A 20,521-nucleotide genomic window follows, 5' to 3' on the forward strand; every position below is an offset into this window, starting at 1 on the left:
TTGATATTTCTTAGATTGCCATGCTTTCTCTCCCTATGGATAAAAGGATAGTAGAGTTGACTTATATTTATAATTTTGGCATAATTTAAATAACTCAATCAAGAACGTGAAAAATAGTTTGAAAGGAGGTATAAGGCAGTGGATAAATTACGTTTACACTCTTCAAAATAAAATTTTGAGGAGGAAGAAAAATGACAATTATATTTAAAGAAGAAAAGTATATTGATAAGAACGATTTAAAAGTACTATATGAGGATGTAGAATGGTATGCATATACAAAAGATTTAGACCAGTTACAGCAAGCATTGTTAAACTCTATCTATGTATTATCTGCATGGGAAAATGATCAATTAATTGGTTTAACAAGAGTTGTGGGTGATGGTCTTACAATCCTTTATATACAGGATATTTTAGTTTTGAATAGCCATCAAAATCGAGGCATCGCGACTGATATGATGAATCATATTTTAGAAAAATATAAAGATGTTCGTCAAAAGGTTCTTTTAACAGAAGAAGCCCCTGATGTCCGTCATTTTTATGAAAAGAATGGTTTCCAATCTTGTGACAAAGGAACACTTGTAGCTTTTGCAAAAATGACTTAATTGTGTGCTAATGCTAGACATTTAACCCAACAAAAAAATAAATGAAATTTGATATATCCACTATTCTAGGACTTGTGTGTATGATATTCCTCATATATACAAGTCCTTTTATTAGGCTATCATATGTTTACACGATCGCTCACATACTTTTGTACATGGCTTTGTACCCCTCAGAATAGTCAAAAATTGAAAGCAAACTGGAATGAAATTATGCTTCAACACCCCTAACCTACTATAACCTTTCATAGCCTTAAACTCGCTAAAATACGTGAAACACTAAAAAGCTTTTCACACGTAGCAGAAGAAAAAGCTATGTACAATTAGGTCACTTATTAAAAAATCCAAGCCATCAAACCCTTAATAAGACTACTCTACAAAATAGCAGCTTCTAAGCTCAACAACGTTTCAATGCGCTTTGTCCCCTACAGGTTATGAAAAAACAAATACAAAAAACCGCCCATTTCTGAGCGGTCTACTGTTATCTGATTTAATTTGTACCCATTGTCTTTATTCACGTTTGTTTAATTTTTCGGGGAATTCTAAATCCTAAAGCTATAGCTGCACCTATACAGCTAGATAGACATCCTATTATCAAATATATTGAAAGAAGTGATTCACCAATTAGAACAGATGCTATACCCCCAATAACCGGAAATAAAGCTACCATGTACCCACTTTTGGCAGCACCTATTCTTTCAACAAGCTTTAAATAAAATAGCCATGCTAGGAAAGATGCTATCAATGTTAAGTACAGTAAAGCAGATATGTATGTTGTTGATGTAGGAATTATGATTTTTTGTCCCTGTAACAATACAATTATTGACATTAAAATACTTCCTACAGCAAAACCAATTGCATTAGAATAAATAGGATCAATCTTTACTCTGGCGTTCCTTGCAGAACTTACATCACCAATCGCTGTAAGTACTGTACCTAAAAGAGCAACCATAATGCCTTTTAGAACATCTGTGCTAGAAAAATTACTTAAAGAAGGATAAATGAGAACACAAACTCCAAACACCCCTAAAAGTCCTCCAAACAAAACACGAGGATGTAGTTGCTCTTTTAAGAAAATACGAAGAGCTAACGGCGTCAGTATCACTTTTAATGAAAAGATTAATGTTACAATTGCTGCTGAGCTTAATATTGTTGCGTAATATAGGCATAAATAACTTAAAGCAAAGTTACAAACACCAAACACAATGATAAAGGGTATATCTTTCCTTGTAGGTACCCCTTTAGGCTTAATAAACATTACTAGGGCAATAAATAAAAATGCAGTAATAACAAGCCGATAAGTCAAAGATAATTCTAAGCTTACTGGCGTTCCTTGAATTTTCACTGCAATAAAATTAAGCCCCCACACTATTAAACAAAATACATACATTAGATTTGTCACTGTATTTACTATACCTTCTGTCGTTCTTTAATTAACGAAATATCTAGAGAGAATATCCAACAGTTTTAGGAAAGAATTATCTTCTCTTGGAATTATCGCCTAATACATATTATCATCGTATTTCAAGTTTGTAAAAAGGTTTTTCCCTAACCTACTTAGCTTTGTAGATTCCTGAAAACGATGGAATCTATACATGTTACAAACTTTATTGACCAAACAAGCGTCTGGTCATTTGTTTATATGGTTTAAAAGCAATCCCTCAACTTGATTTTTTAACGCCTGATTAGCATATCTTAATACTTGGTCCTCTCCAGGTGTAGTAACGGTTAAATCGCTGAAATACTCGCTCACCTTTTCCTACTTTGCTAAATCTCTTTTGATGTTGTATTGTTCGCTAGTTATAGCTTTTAAGAGTTTTTCAATCAATTACATGTAAACCTTACACATCTTTAGATTTTCAATGACCGAAAAATCACGCTGTAATGATTGTATTGTCAAATCCAATATAACAAATTTGAAGAATTGAAATTGGTTGGATTAGCATCAGGGAAAGAGTTATATTACAAATTTCCACATGGGGATGAAATTTATAATGCGACGGCCATTTTTAAAGCAACAGCTGTAAAAGGCATTATTAAGCAAAATGAGGAGAGTAAAGATTTAAAATATTTCCCTTTAGAAAAACTTCCAGATTTAAATTATACAACATTGAAATTACTAGAAAAGGTTGGCTATATTTCAACTGATTAGAAACGGGTCTATTATCCACCTCTCGTTATCCAAAACAATAAACTCACCCATCAATCTTGAAAATTACACACAATTCCTTTTGTTAAGCCTCCTCAACCACTTCTATGCCCCCCTGCTTCGCTCTGTTGACCAAAAGACTCAAGCAAGTGTCCTTATCTTGGTGTTCTTCTGAACTTGTTACTTCTCCAATTGGGATGTGCTCACTTACTGTTAGGATAGAACGTGCTTTATATATCGAGATTTATGGATATTTCCTAAAATCAAACTTTCAAATAATATTACATCTTGTAAAGCAATTTTTCTTGCGTAAAATGCTTATTTTGGTCTCTCACGGTCTCCAGTTTTGAGAGACCATTTCAAATGAAAAACTTGTTCCCTACTTTGTCGATTGCAATACACTTAACCTGTTCCAGTAAGGCACCTGAATAAGAAAAACACTGACTTCGTTAATGGATGAATCAGTGTTTTTTACGTTATCGATACATCATTTTTTTCAGGAGAAATTCTTAAAAAAGCCATGTATTGAACAAAAGCCTCTTTACAAAATTAAACAGTCATTGTACAGTTGGTTACACAAGTATACAACCATACAATCAGCATGAGCAAAACTGGGGCAAAGAAAGGAGTGTTCTTGTTGAAGCCAATATTAGATGAATCACTACCCATCTTTCAGCAAATCGCACAAATAGTAATAAACGACATTGTTGAAGGACACTTAACAGAAGGCGAAAAAGTTCCATCTGAAAATGAATTATCAAATTTTTATAACATCAACAGAGCAACTGTAAGAAAAGGACTACAGACTTTGGTTGATGAAGAAATCATTTATAAAAAACGTGGAATTGGGATGTTTGTTATGGAAGGAGCTAAAACAAAATTGTTAGATGAAAGGAAAAAACAGTATCGAAAGGAATATATATTGCCACTGCTAGAAGAAGCCAAGCGATTGGGAATGAGTGTTGAGACAGTAATGAAATTAATAAAAGAGGAGGAGAAAAAGTGATTCGAGTTAAGAATGTTACCTATGGATACGGTGAGGAACCAATACTAAAGGATATTTCTTTCAAAGAAATAGAAAATGGTATTACCGCAGTGTGGGGGCGAAATGGGGCTGGTAAAACTACACTAATGAAACTTCTTGCTGGGCATGACAAACCAAACAAAGGGATTGTTGAGATTATGGGAGCGGCTCCCTATAATCGAGCAGAGGTAGTTCAATCTGTATGTTATATGCAAGAAAATCACCCATTTAGTTCTATCTGGAATGTAAAGGATTCTTTGCGATTTGGACAGTATTATTATTCCAATTGGGATATGGATATGGCTAATCGACTTTTAAAGATCTTTAAGCTGGATGAAAAGAAGAAAATATCAAAGTTATCAAAAGGTATGAAATCTGCTTTGCAGTTTATCATTGGAATTTCTAGCAATGCGAAAATCACAATTCTGGATGAACCTAGTAATGGATTAGACGCAAACATGCGTAAGAAAATGTATAAAATTATACGAGAAAGTCAGGAGCAGCATCCAAGATTGTTTTTAGTATCTACTCATCATATTGAAGAAATCCAACAGATATGTGATTCAATTCTTGTTATTCATGATAAAGAAGTATTCATACATGAACCAATAGATGAAATTAGAGAGTATGGAATCTGGTTGGTAGGAGACAAAAATAAGATAGAAAAAGTGACGGATGGACAATATGTATTAGAAGCAAGTGAATTAGGATCTAGGTTAAAAGTGATGGTTGATGTACCTTTTAATGAAAAATGGAAAGAGATCGCATCTTTTCATGGTCTATCAATAGAAAAAGTAAAACTACAAGATTATTTGTTAAATAGGACTGAGGAGGCAGAATAAGGATGAATTCTTTATATGGAACATTTCGTTTAGTCTCAGAGGAAGCCTTATTTTATTTAGGTAAATTAATGTTTCTATACATTACTATTCCGTTGACGTTGTTGTGGGTCCTTATTGGATATATATTTGGACTTGGAGATGATGTAGTTGCCTCAATTTCTGGTCCCGCTTATTTTTTTATTGCATTATTTGGAGTAAATGGATATAGATCAATGTATCCAGTTGCGATTGGGATGGGAAGTACGAGGGTACAATTGCTCAAAGTCTATTATGGTGTAGGTATTTTAACAGTTGTTATAAGTATTACTTTTCTAAATGTATTGCAATATATTTTAAAAACTTTATATCTTCGATGGGAAATCGGAGCGAACATTTTACATCCTGGATTATTTTTAATAGATGGATATCATTTCTTGGCTTATTTATGGATTGACCTTATGTTTGGACTCTTTTTGTTCGGGGTGCCTTTTCTACTTTATAGTATTTATTTTCGTTTAGGGCTGCGGAAAAGCATCATTATTCTCATGTTGTTGTCAGTCATTTTCATGGTTTTATATTATGGTAGTTATTTAAGCGATAGTATGGAATGGTTTTTAGAATTATATTTAGATGCTTCGGGGATGACATTGGTTACTTTATTAGGTTTATTTAGTGTTGGAGCATTATTATTATCATACCCTATTATGCGAAATGCTCCGTTAAAATCAAAGTCTAGAAAGGATTAAACTGGTAATGTTAATTTCAATATTTGCTCACTTAAGAAATGATAAAAACAGCCTGAAAATCACATGATAGATGCACACTATTGATAGACTGCAAAAAGATAAGGCGAGTGACCTTTTCGATGACCTATGAAAATCACTTTGGTCTCTTTTGGTCTCTCGCCTTATTTTGATAAAGCCTTGATACCCTTACTCTTGAATTGCTGCTTCTAATGCTACAACGATCATATCGTTGAATGTAGTTTGACGTTCTTCTGCTGATGTTACTTCACCTTTTTCTCAATTTGTGACTATGTATAATTACTTTTTAAAAATAGTAAATGCTAAATCTGTCTAACGCTCACAGTCTCTATAAATGGCTCTGTGAACTTATTACAATTATTACGGTAAGCTAATTCAACTTAGCTCCTATTGAATTGCATCAGCCGTAAAATCAGAAAAACGATTGCAATGAACGCAACCGTTTTCTAAGTTCAATTATTTTTGCTTTGATACGAATGATTCATATCTTTGAATAAACGCTGATATTTGAGAACGAGTTAAAATTTGGTCAGGGTTATAGCCACCGATTGATGTAGCTGTAGTAATCCCATTATCTATGAAAAATTGAATAGCTTCGTTTTGACTTACTGTTTTCCCATAGTAGTAAGATGCCATCAGTTGTGCCAATGTACCACGTCTAATGCCCTTATCCGCTAGACCTTTAGAAGCTGTAGTTTCTTCATTTGCTAGTACAGGCATTTTGTACTTTTTCGCCATGTTGTATAAACCACTTTTGTTCCAAGACGATGTGTTTTTTACACTTGCTAATTCATCTTTTTGAGCGTAACGGAAGAAGATTGTTAGGAAGTGAGCTTCTGTTAATTGTGTGTTCGGTTGTAACTGTGTTTCATATTTCTTTGTTTTTGCGTTCCATACGTTACCGTAACCACTAATTAAACCTCGGTCGATTGCCCAAATCATATCATCTCTCCACCAAGCTGTAGTGCTGAAGTCTGCAAACTTTTTAGCGTAAGCTGAGTAGTCCTGTGTAGTGGTAACTGGAGTTGTAGGCGTTGGTGTTGATGTTGAAGCTGAGTAGTTTAAATAACTTGATGCTACATACCCCTTTGTCCCGTCACTTCTTTTCACAGGATACCAAACAAAATGGTTTTTCTTCGTTGATACTTCTTCATATTCAAAAGGGCCCGTAATGGTAACAATTTCGCCTTCACGTAAAGTACCCATAGAAGGACTATCCGTAGTAGGTCTTGTCCTTAATGTTACATTAGTTGTTGCACTAACTTTTTGATTTGTTTCAAAAAAATACTTTGATTTATTTAATGGTAAATCAAAATCATAGTTCATCGCTGAAAATTTAATATTTTCCCTGCTGGTAGAGTCATATTGAAAATGTTCGCGTGAAAAAGGCAGATCTGTTAAGTCTATTAATTCCGATTTCTCAATAATTTGGAGAATTCTTTCTTGATAGGCATTTGCATTTCTTTCACCAGTTGCTTGGACAATTGGACTATTTACTGGCTTAGTACCGTTATAAGCCATGATAGCGAAGTACCAATGTTCCAGTACATCTCTTTCCCCGCCGTTGATGCTAGGTAAATCCTTCCGCTTAAACATAGCATCTAGAGTCTCTACACCAGCTTGAATATTATAGGCAATATCGCTTTTTAGTCTATCTTGATTGTAGCCGGCTTTATTTGTAATTTGCATAACGCCAATTCCATTATCAGCTGTCACAATCGCTTCACCATTCTTATCGAAATGACGCCAATTTCCACTTTCACCTTCCGCTATTGCCTTCACAATTTCAGGAGGAACATCATAAATCAGTGCTGTTTCGGTTAACAAACAGTTCATTGTGGAATAATCAGGGTTTACTTTCGATGCCGAATCATACTCACATGTATTTGCAATATTATTAGCTAATACATTTTTATCTATATTTATAGATAGGGAGAGGGCACCAATGGCAATAACACTAATCAATGGTTTCAATATCTTTTTCATATCAGATTATTACACTTCCTTTCATATTTTCTAAAGTTAAAAGGTTCAGATATATGTTATCATAAACCCAATATTTGGGATAGTGGTAATATTCAATGTTTCTTTCATTTAACAGGATTGAGTGATAAATGATAGCCCTAACATATATTGTTTAATATTGATTCGGTGAAAGGGTTGTAAATAGTGATTGTTGGATTTTTACCTTTTTGTGAAATAAGTAAGATTTCTAAAGTCCATTGAAACAAGCCCAAGTCAAATCTATCAACTCTTTCAGGCTCGTTAAATGGCTCTGTAAGCTTGCTATGTTGCCAAAGAACAAAAGGAACAAGCGAGTGAATTATTCGACTTACTATAAATAAAAAATACCCAACAAGCTCCGATATTTTCGGTCACTCATTGAGTATTTTTTATGCTATTTATTTGTTTGGGCACTTTTGCGCACTTTGAAATTTCTTCCAAACTACAAACCCTTGCTACGCTTAGTCTTGAATTGCTGCTTCTAAAGCTACAACGATCATATCGTTGAATGTAGTTTGACGTTCTTCTGCTGATGTTACTTCACCAGTTAGAATGTGGTCACTTACTGTTAGGATAGAAAGTGCTTTACGGCCGTGTTTTGCAGCTAATGTGTAAAGTGCCGCAGATTCCATTTCTACAGCTAGTACGCCGTATTGAGCTAATTTTTCGTTTTGGTGTTCATCTGAATAGAACATATCTGCTGTAAATATATTACCTACTTGTAAGTTTAAACCAGCTTCTTTACCTGCATTATATGCTTTTAATAATAAATCAAAGTCAGAGATCGGCGCGAAGTCGATAGCGCTGCCCCAAATGATTTGGTTCATACGTGTATCAGAAGTTGCTCCTTGAGCTAAAATAACGTCACGAACTTTTACATCTTTTTGAATTGCACCACAAGTACCTACGCGGATTAATTTTTGAACATCATATTCTTGCATTAGTTCTGTAGCGTAAATCGAGATTGAAGGCACACCCATACCAGTACCTTGTACAGAAATACGTTTACCTTTATAAGTACCTGTAAAACCAAACATGTTACGTACTTCGTTATAGCAAGTAACATCTTCTAAAAACGTTTCAGCAATGTACTTAGCTCGTAATGGATCTCCTGGAAGTAAAATTGTGTCAGCGATTTCGCCTTTTTTTGCATTAATATGAATACTCATACTGCAATCCCTCTTTTCTGTCAGTTATCACTATAAATAATACTGTGTTTCTCATTTTTTCGCAATGCTAGACGTCTAGCAACTTGAAATAAATTATTTTATTTTAACTTATATCATGCATGATCTACGTATAATGCCCACAACTCATCAAATACTTCAGTTGTTAAGTTGTCAGTGGCGTATGATTCAATATACGAAGAAAGCTCATCAAAGTCTTCGCTCTGCTTCGGAAAATTATGTTCGTGGAACGTTTCCTCCGCAAATCGCACCTTCGGATCTGACCAATCCCCACCTCTGAATGTCAGTACATACAAATAAAAGCTCTTTTTCATTCTAGAAATCCCCTCTTTACTCATCTGCTTTCCGCTAGTTTATCAAAAAATATCTTCTTCGTCACAAAAAAATCTATTAAGTATTTTCTCCTACTATTACGAATAGAACTATTCTCTCGTGAACTCTGGACTTTCGTCTCAGAAAAATAATATGCATATTTTGTCTGAAAAATGAAAATTTTTAGATAAAAACGATAGAAATACCTAACAAAATAAGGTAAAATTTAAACCAATATTCAAAAATAGGATGGTGATGGCGATGAAAAACTCTCACAAACTCAGGAACTCTATACAGAAACGCCTGTCTCTCTTTAAAACTGACCTTTCAAAAAAGAAAACACATGATCTAGAATTCGATAGGCACAATCTCCCTCCTACTAAAGAAAAACGACAACGTTTTTACCATTTAATACGAGGAAAAGTACTTATTATATTTTCTCTCATTATTGTTATAAATGGCACAATGGGTTTATTATCGTATATCAATATTCAGAATCTGCAAAGACAAATGAAGGACTTTACTGAGAAAAACGTTCAGGAACAATTAACTGTCAACCAACTTGCGTATGAAATTGCGAGGCTCACCAATTTAGAACAAGCCTATTTAATTACCGGGAACGGGAACTTTGCTACTTCTTATAAAATGAAAATCGATACCATCGATAAAAAAATGAAAACCTTAGATGAGCAGTTTACAGAAAGAGAGTTAGAATTAAGTCATATACAGGCGATCAATCAATATTATAAAAATTACCTTGAATATTCTAAAAAGGTCATGACAATGCGTGATGAGCTTGGTCTCGAACAAGCTCGCAAGCTCATGATGGGCGGTACTGGCGAAACGATGAAGAATTATATTGATAAAAATATCGAGTCCATTAATGCGGTTATGGATGATGCTAATAAAGCTAAATTAGATAAACTTAACAAGCAAGTTACGCTATCCATTACTTCTTTCTTCTTAATTTCAATACTTGGATTTATTGCAATTATTATTTTTGGTTTTATGTTATTTAAATCATTAAGAAACAATACACAGGCCATTAACCATTCCATTCTCGATATTGCACAGGCTGGTGGCGACTTGACACGACGTGTTAAAGTTCGTAATCGTGACGAGTTTTCAATTATCGCCGCTTCAACCAATACACTTATTGAATCGATATCTAATTTAATTAAACGTGTCAGTAATCTGGCGGACCACGTTTCAAGTAGTAGCCAGGAGCTAATGTCATTAGCCGATGAAAATGCGCGTACCATACAGAATATTGCAGATGCTACAGCTGATATCGCGTGTGATAGCGAGAATACGATCTCTAGTATGACTAGCGCACAACAAAAAATGAGTGATCTTGAGCATTCTGTGAACCATTTAAATGAGCAAGCAAATGCTGTTAAGCGTGCTTCCTTAGCTATGCAACAAGCAGCTGACGAAGGCAGTAGCTCTGTACAACAATCTTCATTAGTTATGCAAGCAATAGAAGAAACGATGGCCTCCACTACTACCACAGTTGAAGCACTCGGTCGAAAATCCGCCGACATAACATCTATTATCGGCACGATTACTGCTATTTCAGAGCAAACAAATTTACTCGCATTAAATGCAGCAATTGAGGCAGCACGCGCTGGTGAGCACGGACGAGGCTTTGCGGTTGTCGCTGATGAAGTTCGAAAGCTAGCAGTGCAATCTCAAAATGCCGCTAGAGAAGTAACATTCATTGTAACGTCCATTCAAGACGAAGTGACATCCATAATCTCTCAAAACCACGAGGGTGTATCATCCGTTATTCGTGGCGTTGAAGTAACGAATGAAACAAACCAATCTTTAGCCAATATTTTAACGCATACTCAAGAAACGACAACAATTATCGCGACTATGGTAGAGAAAATTGCATTAACACTTGATTATAGCAATGCTGTAGCGAATGATTTTGTCCATGTGAATGCCTATGCTGAGCAATCAGCTGCCAACACAGTCACTTCTGCTGCTGCCGCCACTCAAGGATCAGCATCTATGCAGGAAATTAATGCCGCTGCCACAGAGCTTGCTCAACAAGCAGATAGTCTACGAAATCTTGTCAGTGAATTTAAAGTTTAAAGTGTCCTAGAAAGATGTTCATTTTACATGAAGCAAATACATGAACTAGCGCCGGAGTTTTTTAAATATAGTTCAATAAACGAGCATTTTATTGGAGATCGTACTATGAAAGTAGTGTCTAAAAAAATAGTTTGCGATTTGGAGAAGACAATGCTAACTAACTTAAATCAATACCTAAAAGAATTAATGGTGCATATTCCTGAAGGAGAAATCAACTTACGTGATTTTCGAAACGAGCAAAAATGGATTAGTTCAAACTATAAATTTGGAATGCCGGGTATAAGAAAAAATTTAAAAGAGGTTACTTGGATTGTTGAGATAAAGCCATTTTATCTTGGCAAATATACTGTGACTGAAGAACTTTATACGATTATTATGGGGAAGAAATTTTCAACAATACAGGATCGAAAACCAATTGTTAATGTTTCATGGATAGATGCAGTGAACTTTTGTAATTCATTATCTGACGCTCTGGGTTATGACAAGTTTTATGATTTTTACAAAAAAAGTAAATCAGTTGTATGCAATCATAGTTCTAATGGCTTTCGATTACCGACAGATGCTGAATGGCAATATGCATGTAAAGCAAAGTCAAAAGGATATCGGTATGGAGACATTGATGACATTGCTTGGTATAAAGATAATTCTAACGAACATGTACACAAAGTTGGAGAAAAAATGCCGAATGAATGGGGCTTGTACGACATGATAGGAAATGTTTGGGAATGGTGCTGGGACTTATACGATGAAGAGATATTTGGTAATTACAGAATAATTCGAGGAGGAAGTTGGGCTGAAGAAGAACGTGGATGTGGAGCTACTTGTCGCCGAAAGAGTATGCCTGATTTCTTTATTGATGATATGGGATTTAGAATTGCAAGATCAATCATTTAATATTTCTAATCAATTATGACGTTCTATCCATCAGCTTGACGAATCTATCCGTCGCTTCGACGTTTCTTTCCGTCGTTTCAAGGGCCCTTTCCGTCGCTTGATTGTTCTTCCGTCGTTTCGACGACCCTTTCCGTTGCTTCGGTTGTTCTATCCCGTTTCGATGGCGCTTTCCGTCGCTTTTGAAAATATTTTAAAACCATAAAACAACTCCTAGCACGATATAATCCTGCTAGGAGTTGTTATTATTTAAATAACGAAAGATATTCTGCATAGCCTTCTTTTTCTAAATCTTCTTTTGGTACAAAGCGGAGGGCCGCGGAGTTAATACAATAGCGTAAGCCTCCTAGCTCACTTGGTCCATCAGGAAAGACATGACCTAAATGAGAATCAGCGTCTGAGCTTCGAACTTCTACGCGACGCATCCCATGAGAAGCATCAAAATGTTCCGTTACTTCTTCTTTTTCAATCGGCTTTGCAAACGCTGGCCAGCCACAACCTGAATCAAATTTATCGAGCGAGCTAAATAATGGCTTCCCGGACACGATATCTACATAAATACCCTCTTCAAAGTGCTTATCAAATTCATTTCGGAACGGTGGCTCTGTTCCATTTTCCTGTGTCACATAGTATTGCATGTCCGTTAACTCTTTTAAACGTTGTTCTTTATTCATTTTTCAGCCCCCAGTGTGTCTCCTGAAACGCTTTGCGACCAGACCCGATAGCATAGCGTTCGTAGTGCATTGAATTTTTCTTATAATAATATTGATGATAGTCTTCGGCCGGGTAAAACGAGCTCGCCGGTAAAATTTTCACTGCGATCGGTTTATCGAACTTACCAGATGCTTGTAAATCTTCTTTAGAACGTTCAGCTAAATCACGTTGCTCATCATTGTGGTAAAAAATCGCGGTAGTGTAGGACTCTCCGCGATCATAAAATTGTCCTCCTGCATCGGTTGGATCAATTAATGTCCAAAATGTCGCTAGTAATTGTTCGTAAGAATATAACTCATCATCAAACGTAATTTGAACCGCTTCAATATGCCCTGTCGTTTCAGAGCATACTTGTTTATATGTTGGATTGACAACATGTCCACCCGTATAGCCGGAAATTACTGATTCAATGCCAGGTGTTTCGTCAAAGGGTTTGACCATACACCAAAAACAACCACCTGCAAACGTTGCAACTTGCTTTGCCATTTATCTCACTCCTTATTCACCAGGAACAATAAGTTCAAGTAGAATCTTATCCTTTGGTAAGTCTAATTCCTTTGCTTTAATACGAGATCCAGAAGCAATGTTAATGCGCGATAAGTCAATATAGATTTCTGCCTTATTCGGATTAATTGTAATCCACGAAGGGAAATCCACCGTGTCTCGCATAATTTTCATAGTCGTCTCTGGTGGAATATTTAAGAGCCCTACATTCATTCCAGTCTGCTTTAAAATGATATTACCTTTCTCATCCACAATAGGATCGAAATTCATAGAAATCGGAATTTCTGTATAGAACACCTTTAATGTACTGCTTAATTTAATATCATCACCAATCGTAAAGTCCAACGGTAATGGTGACCCCGCATCCTTAAAATACTTCTTTGATATTGATTCTAATTCCTTCGTTGTTGTTTGAACAACGAGGACATTTCCCTTTACTTCGCTTTCATCTTTTGAACTCTCCGCAAAATTTACTCCATCTACTGGTCTAGTTGCTAAAAAAACGACGAGGAGGATTGCAAAAAGCACTGTGCCCGCTAAGGCAAAAAATGCAAATTTCCATTTATTCATTTCGTCACTCCTCGAGGCCTATTTCCTTGTTAATCTTTTGTTCCATGTTACATTTCTCCATTGCTTTTTTAATTCGTTCTGTCATTTTATCATAGCCTTTTGCATTTGGGTGGAAGAAATCCGTATGATAAACGAGTTCTTTATTTGAATCAAACAAGTCCTCCACTGATACATAACAAGCATTAGTATCTTTCTTTGCTATGTCTTCTATGACTTTATTCCACTCCGTAATAATCGTATCAAATTCATTCGCTTCATTTGTCACGATTGAGAATGGATTATAAAAGCCGATAAGTAATAAAGGCACAGTTGGATTTTTTTCTCGTATGCCGTCAACAATTTTACTATAACGTTTCTTATAGGCCTTCAATTCCTTATCAAAAGCATTTCGTTTCAAATTAAACAGATCTTGTCTGACAATCTTCATGACATCATTTCCACCCATTGTAATTGAAATGAGCTGTGCTTTTTGCAACTCTTCATCATAATGCCCTTTTTCCACTAATTTTAATAGCTGATCACTACGTCTTCCTCTTTTGCCTCGATTATCGACTTCAACATCAGAAATCGAGGGCCAAGCTACCAATGAATCTGATAATCTTCCAACAAAACCGTCTTTATTATACTCATCACCGACACCGGCTGTTAAAGAATCACCAAGTGCTAGGTACTGTAGTTGCTTTGCGCTTTCATCATCAATTTTCCGTAAATCCTCTGGTGAAGGCTCAAAAAAATGTTCAAAAATTTGCGTCAATACATTCTTTGAGGATTTTTCCTCATTTTCTGTTTGTTGCTCATCCTGTTTCATATCTTGCTCCGTCCCTGCGTGCTCCCCTTCTGGTTCTGCTTGCGGATTCGGTTCATCTATTGATATAACACAACCACTTAGTACTAAGACGGTCAAACATGACAAAACTATCATGCGCCAAATACTCATTTGACCACCTTCCATCATTTGCTGTTTCTTTTATTATAGAATAGTTCATGCTGCAATGAAAAGTGACTATAGCTAGGTATTGGCAAAAATGTGTGTATTCAATGATTTTTTCGTAAAAATAGGCATTGCACTTTTCAATAATAAAAAGCCACTACAATTATTTATGTAGTAGCTCTCTTATATTATTCTGCAAAATAAATAAAACCGATTGCACCTGGGCCAGTATGTGTCGAGATGATTGGTGAAGTAAAGTTAATCTCTACATCATTAAAACCTGTTCCCTCAATTAATTCTTTTAAAGGTCCACCCATCGTTGTTAGACCATCGGCGTGAGAAATTCCAACTGTTTTTACTGTTTTCCCAGCAGTATCAGCTTGGAATTGTTTAAATAAGTAGTTCACAACCTGTTTATGGCTACGTACTTTGGATACGGGGTTGTATGCGCCACCTTCTAAGTTTGCAATAACTTTTATGTTCAGCAATGAACCGATAAAACCTGTACCTTTCCCAATTCGTCCGCCTTTAATTAAATTTTCAAGTGTGTCGACAATAACATATAAATACGTATTTTCGCGCACTTCCTCTAGACGCGCAACAATTTCCTCGACAGTAGCACCTGCATCGCGCATTTTAATAGCCTCTCTAATTTGAATAGCTAGACCTGTGGTAATAAAACGTGAATCGATCACAGTTACATCGGAGTCTGACATTTGCGCTGCCTGACGAGCTGATTCCACTGTTCCGCTCATACTACCTGTCATATGAATTGAAATAATTTGATCGCCATCTTTACCTAGCTCGTCGTATAATTCTTTAAATTTTCCCGGTGCAGGCTGCGAGCTTTTCGGTAAATTTTTAGCATTTTTCATTAAACCTAAAAAAGGTTGTGGCTCTAAATCAACACCATCTATATAAGTTTTATCATCAATTTGAATTGTTAGAGGCACAATATGTATACCGTGCTTTGCTACTTCTTCTTTTGTTAAATCACAAGTTGAGTCCGTTATTATATGAATTCGTCCCACTTCGACACATCCTTTTACTTCATTAAAATTTATTATATAGACTAATGAATCATTATGTAAACATGACATTTGTCATTAGGTTTCATTCATTTCAGTCCATTTTGAAACCGCTACCTTGGATACTATAGCGCTTTGTTGAGTCCTTGTCTAACAAAGTCCTCCAAGCACAGAAGTATTTATATGACACTTTTGATGTCGAAAACATGACAAATGTAAATACCAGGATGAAAATTATTGGGGTATAGTAAATGTATACACGAAAGGAGTGTTCGATATGATGGATTCTTTTGACTACAAAACATGGAAGGAAGAATTGTGGAATGCCATTACACATGGCATTGGATTTATCGCAAGTATTCCAGCATTAGTTGTTCTTATATTAGCAGCTGTACAAACCGGGAGTGCAATCCAAATTACAACGTTTTCTATTTTTGGGGCCTCTGTGATCGTTTTATTTTTAATGTCAACGCTACTACATAGTATGCCAGAAAAATACAAACACTTTTTCGCTATTCTTGATCATTCTTCTATTTATATTTTAATCGCAGGAACGTATACACCTTTTCTTTTAATCGCAATTGGTGGCACGCTAGGTATTACTTTATTATGTATTATTTGGTCACTTGCCATACTAGGCGTTATTTTTAAATGTTTTTTTATTAATCGATTCGAGAAGCTTTCTTTAATTTTTTACATCGGTATGGGCTGGTTAATTATTTTTGCCGTTAAGCCTATCTATCTTTTCCTAGGTTTTCATGGTTTTGCTTTACTGTTAGCAGGAGGGCTTTTCTATACGATTGGAGCTATCTTTTACGCATGGCGCTCACTTCCTTACAATCATACGATTTGGCATCTATTTGTGTTAGCAGGTTGTGGCTCGATGTATGCTTGTGTTTATTTTTACTTGTAAAATATTTATTAGCAAAAAAAATCGCTCTCTTATACTTAAGAGCGATTTTTTTGTTATAAGGTATTTCCTTTTAATATTAATATTCCTCAACCTCATATCCGTTCATAGAATAACCGTACCTCTTTCTTGAGGTATGGAACCCTTTAGCTTAGTACCCAAATAAATTAATATATCTGTTCCCATCTTTCCCTCCACATGAACAATTGTGTTCAAATACCTACGATTTATTATCGAGATAATGTATATATGCCTTTTCCATAAAGTTAAGGACTTCTTGATCAATAGGATATAGGTTATATTTTTTTGATTCCTCGGGTGACATTCTAATGTCCCAAAGTTTATCTAAAAATTCATCTTCGTCATTAAAGTCTTCACCTTTTTTTACATCCATTCTCTTAATGATATTTTGTATTCGTGTATTACTATAACTGAGATGCATATATTTTTTTAATTGTCCTACTAAAGCAATCCACTCTAAAAAGTCTGGATCGCTACTAGCCATTTTCGGAAGTTTTCCTAGTACTTCCGTGTTTTTGAAATTTAATTCATTTTGATTATTTTTTAATACTTCTTTAGTATCCTTATTATTATATAAGTCCATGATTTTTTTAATCCTAAATTCTTCTCCATCAACGACATAAAATTATTATCTGGAATTAATGCCAGAAAAAAAGCACCAGCAAGATGCCGATGCTTTAAATCTGTTAAATGCTTTGTAATATTAATTATTGATTTGAACCAAAAAACCTTTGTAAGCGTTAGTATATCAACAATCCTATTAACGATATGAAAATCGATGTGCTCACACTAACCGCATAGACCTGATTATTTACGTTCAAAAATCTGATATTGGAATGTGTAACCCTCTGGTGCTGTTTCTGGCTCCTCTGAGGATACTTGTCCAAAATCCTGCTCATATTTCGGGAAGTATGTATCCCCATTAAACGAATGATTGATTTTTGTAATATACAAGCGATCTGCAATATCCATAGATAGGCGGAAAATTTGCTCGCCACCAATAATCATAATTTCTGGAACATCTCCAGCAAGGGCGAGGGCACCCTCTAAGCTTGTCACCACTTCAATCCCATCCGCCTGATAATTTTCATCACGCGTAATTACGATATTACGTCGACCTGGAAGCGGTCTACCGATGGATTCAAATGTTTTACGCCCCATAATCATTGGCTTCCCCATCGTTTTATCCTTAAAATATTTTAAATCCCCAGGCAAATGCCACGGCATGCCATTTTCATAGCCAATTACAAAATTATTATCATGTGCCACAATTAAAGAAATCATATTGTCCCTCCAAATACTATCGTTCATTATATTATAAACATAATTTTACTTTGCAATCAGATTAATTCTGATATGAAATTAAAAAATTTTCTTTTCCAATATTAAATCCTAGTATTTTTATAAGAATAGTTTATAATAAGATTAACAAAAGTAACTAAAAAGGATTGATGATAATGACAAAATTAAGAAATGAAGCGATCCGTTATATAAAAGTAAGTGATTCTACGAAACAGTATTATGATTTAACACCACAAGAAGCGAGAGCTATACGATTAATGCCAAAATGGATGTCACCGCATAGCCCACAACTTGCGGCAATTGAAGATAGAAAAATATTAGTGCGCGATGGAGCACAAATTAATGTGCGCATTTATAGACCTGTTTTAGACAAACGACTTCCTGTCATTGTTTATTACCATGGGGGCGGTTGGGTTTTTGGAGATTTAGAATCTACGGATGCGGGCTGTCAGCTATTAGCAGAAAAAGCGCAAGCAATAGTTGTATCGGTTGATTATCGCCTAGCACCAGAATACGCATTCCCTACACCGCTCTACGATGCCTATGACGCTTTAGTGTGGGTTTACGAAAACATCGGAAATTTTGGCGGAGATGCAGCAAACCTTACAATAGCTGGTGATAGCGCTGGCGGAAACTTAGCAACGGTTGTTGCCTACTTAGCTGCAACATTAAATGGACCAGCAATTAAAGCACAGGCACTTATTTATCCTGTAGTCAATGTTGATTTTACAACAGCTTCTTACAATGCTTACGGCAAACATTACGGCTTAGACAAACAAGGAATGCAGTGGTTTGCAGGTCATTACACTGAAAAAGAAAACTATATGGATCCACTTGTTTCCCCACTTCAGATTGAGGACTTAAGTGTTTTACCAAAAACAATAATTATTGCTGCAGAGGCAGATGTCCTCTACGATGAAGGACTTGCATACGCACAAAAGCTTACAGATACCGGAGTGACTGTTGAACATGTAAATATGACTGGTTTAATCCATAGCTACTTTAGTAAAATGAATTTTTTCGAACAAGCGACTATTGAAACGGTAGAAAAAATTGCTGATTTTGTGAAATAAGTTTGTCTATCACCATAAAATAGTGCGATAATAGAGCAAAATGTATTTTAAAGGATGACAACATGACACAAACTATTGCTTTACAAATTAACAACCCTTATTCTAATCAATTAAAAAAAGGCTATCCTCTCATTTCGAAAGATGCAGTTGATGCACGCCATCTTCCAAAAGAAGAAGGCGCACTTCTGAGACTTACGGATAATTATAACCGTTTTATTGGCACAGGATACTACGGCCTACAAAACAAAGGGATTGGTTGGGTGCTAACAACCGATACAAACGAAAAAATAGACAAAGCTTTTTTTATGAAAAAATTTAAAAAGGCCATTCAAAATCGCGAAGCATTTTTCAATAATCCTCACACAACAGCCTTTCGTATCTTTAATGGCGAGGGTGATGGTATTGGCGGTTTAACAATTGACTTTTACGATTCTTACTATATGGTGAACTGGTATAGCGCAGGCATTTATGCATTTAAAGAAACGGTATATGAAGCACTTGCAGAGACTGTAAACTACAAAGCCATTTATGAGAAAAAACGTTTCGATACAAAAGGACAGTATATTGAACAGGACGATTTCGTAATGGGAACGCCAGGCGAATTTCCGATTATCGTAACGGAAAATAATATGAAATACGCTGTCAATTTAAACGATGGAGCAATGACAGGTATTTTCCTTGATCAACGAGATGTGAGACTTGCCATTCGTGAACGTTATTCGGACGGTCAAAATATGCTAAATACGTTTTCATATACGGGAGCGTTTTCTGTTGCGGCTTCACTTGGAGGAGCAGTAAAAACTACAAGTGTAGATGTTGCAAAGCGTAGTTTAGCCAAAACAATTGAGCAATTCAGCGTCAATAACATCGACTACGAATCACAGGACATTAAAGTAATGGATGTCTTTAACTATTTTAAATATGCTCAGCGCCATAATTTAAAATTTGACCTTGTCGTTTTAGATCCACCTAGTTTTGCACGTACGAAGGAAAGAACGTTCTCAACAGCGAAGGACTATCCTAAATTACTCGTAGATACAATTGCCATTACCGAGAAAAACGGTATTATTGTTGCATCAACGAACAATGCAAGCTTTGGAATGAAAAAGTTCAAGAGCTTTATTGACCAAGCATTTAAAGAAAGCAAAACAGCCTATAAAATTGTTGAAGAACACAGCTTACCAAAGGATTTCCGTGCCACACGTGAATATCCAGAATTCAATTACTTAAAGGTTGTATTTATTAAAAAACTCAACTAAATGAACCTAGACAGAATCACCTTCATGTGATTCTGTCTTTTTGTTCGGGAAAACATTTTGATAATACCTTCTGTGTAATTGTTCGAATTTTCTATTTGTTATACAATCAAACTATCCCCCTAAAATTTGGGATGATATTCTCAAATGTACAAGTTGAGTGGAGACTGGGCGACTCCTTGGGGATTAGCAATATAGTAACGAAGGCTAAAACCATCACGTCCTGTGATAACGCCTTCGTGACCAACATCGTGCTGTTGCTGTCGCTAAGTTGTACTACGCTTTCGCACAGAATGAAACCCTTTTGCTGCCGCTTCGTTAGCACTACACTTTCGCGCAATTAACATCTGTTGGCCCGAGA

Annotated in this window: 21 protein-coding genes and 1 pseudogene; 10 read left to right on the forward strand and 12 right to left on the reverse strand. The window is 35.6% G+C overall.

What is annotated here, in order from left to right:
- The first annotated feature begins 191 nt into the window (after window positions 1–191).
- On the forward strand, window positions 192–602 hold the full coding sequence (locus ACZ11_RS09210; protein WP_049665484.1) for a GNAT family N-acetyltransferase: 411 nt from the start codon (window positions 192–194) through the stop codon (window positions 600–602).
- 511 nt (window positions 603–1,113) lie between these two features.
- Here ACZ11_RS09210 and ACZ11_RS09215 read toward each other — a convergent pair.
- A complete protein-coding gene (locus ACZ11_RS09215) occupies window positions 1,114–2,001 on the reverse strand; it encodes a DMT family transporter (RefSeq protein ID WP_049665485.1) in 888 nt (295 codons plus the stop codon).
- A 528-nt stretch (window positions 2,002–2,529) separates the two neighbouring features.
- Between ACZ11_RS09215 and ACZ11_RS09220 the strand changes: the two genes are divergently transcribed.
- The 4 genes from ACZ11_RS09220 to ACZ11_RS09235 all read left to right on the forward strand — a co-directional run bounded on the left by ACZ11_RS09220 (window position 2,530) and on the right by ACZ11_RS09235 (window position 5,339).
- On the forward strand, window positions 2,530–2,751 hold the full coding sequence (locus tag ACZ11_RS09220) for an NUDIX hydrolase (RefSeq protein WP_053093217.1): 222 nt from the start codon (window positions 2,530–2,532) through the stop codon (window positions 2,749–2,751).
- A 634-nt stretch (window positions 2,752–3,385) separates the two neighbouring features.
- Entirely contained in the window at window positions 3,386–3,754 is a 369-nt protein-coding gene (locus ACZ11_RS09225; protein ID WP_049665489.1) for a GntR family transcriptional regulator, read from the forward strand.
- Window positions 3,751–4,614, forward strand: coding sequence for an ATP-binding cassette domain-containing protein (locus ACZ11_RS09230; RefSeq protein ID WP_049665491.1), 864 nt, complete (start codon window positions 3,751–3,753; stop codon window positions 4,612–4,614). Before ACZ11_RS09225 ends, ACZ11_RS09230 begins: the two co-directional genes overlap by 4 nt.
- A 2-nt stretch (window positions 4,615–4,616) precedes the next feature.
- Window positions 4,617–5,339 carry a hypothetical protein gene (locus ACZ11_RS09235; RefSeq protein WP_049665493.1) on the forward strand — a complete coding sequence of 241 codons (723 nt, stop codon included), beginning with the start codon at window positions 4,617–4,619 and terminating at the stop codon, window positions 5,337–5,339.
- Window positions 5,340–5,525: 186 nt separating this feature from the next.
- Here ACZ11_RS09235 and ACZ11_RS25725 read toward each other — a convergent pair.
- The 4 genes and pseudogenes from ACZ11_RS25725 to ACZ11_RS09250 all read right to left on the reverse strand — a co-directional run.
- Window positions 5,526–5,609 (reverse strand): annotated as a pseudogene (locus ACZ11_RS25725) (purine-nucleoside phosphorylase); the annotation flags it as partial.
- A gap of 204 nt (window positions 5,610–5,813) precedes the next feature.
- Complete coding sequence (locus tag ACZ11_RS09240) at window positions 5,814–7,343, reverse strand: SH3 domain-containing protein (protein WP_049665494.1); 1,530 nt, start codon at window positions 7,341–7,343, stop codon at window positions 5,814–5,816.
- Between the two features lie 479 nt (window positions 7,344–7,822).
- Complete coding sequence (deoD, locus tag ACZ11_RS09245) at window positions 7,823–8,530, reverse strand: purine-nucleoside phosphorylase (RefSeq protein ID WP_049665496.1); 708 nt, start codon at window positions 8,528–8,530, stop codon at window positions 7,823–7,825.
- A 113-nt stretch (window positions 8,531–8,643) separates the two neighbouring features.
- Complete coding sequence (locus tag ACZ11_RS09250; RefSeq protein WP_049665498.1) at window positions 8,644–8,862, reverse strand: YozE family protein; 219 nt, start codon at window positions 8,860–8,862, stop codon at window positions 8,644–8,646.
- 259 nt (window positions 8,863–9,121) lie between these two features.
- Between ACZ11_RS09250 and ACZ11_RS09255 the strand changes: the two genes are divergently transcribed.
- The gene (locus ACZ11_RS09255; RefSeq protein WP_049665499.1) at window positions 9,122–10,960 is read left to right on the forward strand and encodes a methyl-accepting chemotaxis protein; all 1,839 of its coding nucleotides are present in this window, start codon (window positions 9,122–9,124) and stop codon (window positions 10,958–10,960) included.
- A gap of 150 nt (window positions 10,961–11,110) precedes the next feature.
- The gene (locus ACZ11_RS09260) at window positions 11,111–11,854 is read left to right on the forward strand and encodes a formylglycine-generating enzyme family protein (RefSeq protein ID WP_049667136.1); all 744 of its coding nucleotides are present in this window, start codon (window positions 11,111–11,113) and stop codon (window positions 11,852–11,854) included.
- 242 nt (window positions 11,855–12,096) lie between these two features.
- On the opposite strand, the gene msrB is transcribed toward ACZ11_RS09260, so the two are convergent.
- From msrB to ACZ11_RS09285, 5 genes are all read right to left on the reverse strand, one after another.
- Window positions 12,097–12,525, reverse strand: coding sequence for a peptide-methionine (R)-S-oxide reductase MsrB (gene msrB, locus ACZ11_RS09265; protein WP_049665501.1), 429 nt, complete (start codon window positions 12,523–12,525; stop codon window positions 12,097–12,099).
- A complete protein-coding gene (gene msrA / locus ACZ11_RS09270; RefSeq protein ID WP_049665503.1) occupies window positions 12,518–13,051 on the reverse strand; it encodes a peptide-methionine (S)-S-oxide reductase MsrA in 534 nt (177 codons plus the stop codon). Before msrA ends, msrB begins: the two co-directional genes overlap by 8 nt.
- A 12-nt stretch (window positions 13,052–13,063) precedes the next feature.
- Window positions 13,064–13,639 carry a YpmS family protein gene (locus ACZ11_RS09275; protein ID WP_049665504.1) on the reverse strand — a complete coding sequence of 192 codons (576 nt, stop codon included), beginning with the start codon at window positions 13,637–13,639 and terminating at the stop codon, window positions 13,064–13,066.
- Window positions 13,640–13,643: 4 nt separating this feature from the next.
- Window positions 13,644–14,576: a GDSL-type esterase/lipase family protein gene (locus tag ACZ11_RS09280; RefSeq protein ID WP_236690821.1), complete on the reverse strand. Its 933-nt coding sequence runs from the start codon at window positions 14,574–14,576 to the stop codon at window positions 13,644–13,646.
- 182 nt (window positions 14,577–14,758) lie between these two features.
- The gene (locus ACZ11_RS09285) at window positions 14,759–15,601 is read right to left on the reverse strand and encodes a DegV family protein (RefSeq protein ID WP_049665506.1); all 843 of its coding nucleotides are present in this window, start codon (window positions 15,599–15,601) and stop codon (window positions 14,759–14,761) included.
- Window positions 15,602–15,875: 274 nt separating this feature from the next.
- On the opposite strand from ACZ11_RS09285, the gene trhA reads away from it, so the two are divergent.
- Window positions 15,876–16,511, forward strand: coding sequence for a PAQR family membrane homeostasis protein TrhA (trhA, locus tag ACZ11_RS09290; RefSeq protein ID WP_049665508.1), 636 nt, complete (start codon window positions 15,876–15,878; stop codon window positions 16,509–16,511).
- A gap of 217 nt (window positions 16,512–16,728) precedes the next feature.
- Here the strand turns inward: trhA and ACZ11_RS09295 are convergent, their stop codons facing one another.
- A complete protein-coding gene (locus tag ACZ11_RS09295) occupies window positions 16,729–17,112 on the reverse strand; it encodes a hypothetical protein (protein WP_236690822.1) in 384 nt (127 codons plus the stop codon).
- Between the two features lie 224 nt (window positions 17,113–17,336).
- On the reverse strand, window positions 17,337–17,813 hold the full coding sequence (locus ACZ11_RS09300) for a dihydrofolate reductase (RefSeq protein WP_049665510.1): 477 nt from the start codon (window positions 17,811–17,813) through the stop codon (window positions 17,337–17,339).
- Between the two features lie 173 nt (window positions 17,814–17,986).
- Between ACZ11_RS09300 and ACZ11_RS09305 the strand changes: the two genes are divergently transcribed.
- Window positions 17,987–18,904: an alpha/beta hydrolase gene (locus ACZ11_RS09305; protein ID WP_049665511.1), complete on the forward strand. Its 918-nt coding sequence runs from the start codon at window positions 17,987–17,989 to the stop codon at window positions 18,902–18,904.
- Window positions 18,905–18,966: 62 nt separating this feature from the next.
- Entirely contained in the window at window positions 18,967–20,163 is a 1,197-nt protein-coding gene (locus ACZ11_RS09310) for a class I SAM-dependent rRNA methyltransferase (RefSeq protein WP_049665513.1), read from the forward strand.
- The last annotated feature ends 358 nt before the right edge of the window (window positions 20,164–20,521 follow it).

The organism is Lysinibacillus xylanilyticus (assembly GCF_001183605.1).
Taxonomy (GTDB): Bacteria; Bacillota; Bacilli; order Bacillales_A; family Planococcaceae; genus Lysinibacillus; species Lysinibacillus xylanilyticus.

Coding starts and splice junctions, on each gene's coding strand:
- ACZ11_RS09210 (WP_049665484.1), top strand. CDS start 192: ATGACAATTATATTTAAAGAAGAAAAGTATATTGATAAGAACGATTTA.
- ACZ11_RS09235 (WP_049665493.1), top strand. CDS start 4,617: ATGAATTCTTTATATGGAACATTTCGTTTAGTCTCAGAGGAAGCCTTA.
- ACZ11_RS09240 (WP_049665494.1), bottom strand. CDS start 7,343: ATGAAAAAGATATTGAAACCATTGATTAGTGTTATTGCCATTGGTGCC.
- deoD (WP_049665496.1), bottom strand. CDS start 8,530: ATGAGTATTCATATTAATGCAAAAAAAGGCGAAATCGCTGACACAATT.
- ACZ11_RS09250 (WP_049665498.1), bottom strand. CDS start 8,862: ATGAAAAAGAGCTTTTATTTGTATGTACTGACATTCAGAGGTGGGGAT.
- ACZ11_RS09255 (WP_049665499.1), top strand. CDS start 9,122: ATGAAAAACTCTCACAAACTCAGGAACTCTATACAGAAACGCCTGTCT.
- ACZ11_RS09260 (WP_049667136.1), top strand. CDS start 11,111: ATGCTAACTAACTTAAATCAATACCTAAAAGAATTAATGGTGCATATT.
- msrB (WP_049665501.1), bottom strand. CDS start 12,525: ATGAATAAAGAACAACGTTTAAAAGAGTTAACGGACATGCAATACTAT.
- msrA (WP_049665503.1), bottom strand. CDS start 13,051: ATGGCAAAGCAAGTTGCAACGTTTGCAGGTGGTTGTTTTTGGTGTATG.
- ACZ11_RS09275 (WP_049665504.1), bottom strand. CDS start 13,639: ATGAATAAATGGAAATTTGCATTTTTTGCCTTAGCGGGCACAGTGCTT.
- ACZ11_RS09280 (WP_236690821.1), bottom strand. CDS start 14,576: ATGAGTATTTGGCGCATGATAGTTTTGTCATGTTTGACCGTCTTAGTA.
- trhA (WP_049665508.1), top strand. CDS start 15,876: ATGATGGATTCTTTTGACTACAAAACATGGAAGGAAGAATTGTGGAAT.
- ACZ11_RS09295 (WP_236690822.1), bottom strand. CDS start 17,112: ATGGACTTATATAATAATAAGGATACTAAAGAAGTATTAAAAAATAAT.
- ACZ11_RS09300 (WP_049665510.1), bottom strand. CDS start 17,813: ATGATTTCTTTAATTGTGGCACATGATAATAATTTTGTAATTGGCTAT.
- ACZ11_RS09305 (WP_049665511.1), top strand. CDS start 17,987: ATGACAAAATTAAGAAATGAAGCGATCCGTTATATAAAAGTAAGTGAT.
- ACZ11_RS09310 (WP_049665513.1), top strand. CDS start 18,967: ATGACACAAACTATTGCTTTACAAATTAACAACCCTTATTCTAATCAA.